Genomic DNA, 680 nt, shown 5'->3' on the forward strand with positions numbered 1-680 from the left:
GAGTGTCCGCCGAGTTCGAAGAAGCTGTCGTCGGTGCCGACTTGTGGGATGCCGAGGGTTTCTGCGAAGAGGGTGCAGAGGATTTCTTCGCGTGGGGTGGTCGGGGCGCGGTAGGTGTCGGTGGTGTCCCATTCGGGTGCGGGGAGGGCTTTGCGGTCGACCTTGCCGTTGACGGTGAGGGGGAGTGCCGGGAGGGTCACGATGGCGGAGGGCACCATGTAGTCGGGCAGTGTCGTTGCTGCTCGGGTGCGTGCCTGTGCGGTCAGGTGGGTGGTGTCGGCGTGGTCGTGGGCGGTGGTCGGGACGAGGTAGGCGACCAGGCGTTTGTCGCCGGGGCGGTCCTCGCGTATCACCACGACGGCTTGTGCTACGTCGGGAGAGTCGGTGAGTACGGTTTCGATCTCGCCGAGTTCGATCCGGAAGCCGCGCAGTTTCACCTGGTCGTCGGTGCGGCCCAGGAATTGAAGGACGCCGTCGGTGTTCCAGCGGGCCAGATCGCCTGTGCGGTACATGCGTTCGCCGGGGGCGGTGCTGAAGGGGTCGGCCACGAACCGCTCCGCCGTCAGAGCTGGACGGTTCAGATATCCGCGGGCCAGTTGTACACCGGCCAGGTAGAGTTCGCCCGCCACTCCTGGAGGGCAGGGCTGCAGGGCGGCATCCAGCACATAGACGCGGGTGTT

General features: G+C 66.5%; 1 protein-coding gene. It reads right to left on the minus strand.

The genetic code is table 11. The annotated features are described in order from the left end of the window. On the minus strand, positions 1–680 hold a 680-nt coding region (locus I3F54_RS31900), incomplete at both ends, for an AMP-binding protein (protein ID WP_240122410.1).

The sequence above is a fragment of the Streptomyces sp. MUM 2J genome, from assembly GCF_022414535.1.
Lineage (GTDB): Bacteria > Actinomycetota > Actinomycetes > Streptomycetales > Streptomycetaceae > Streptomyces.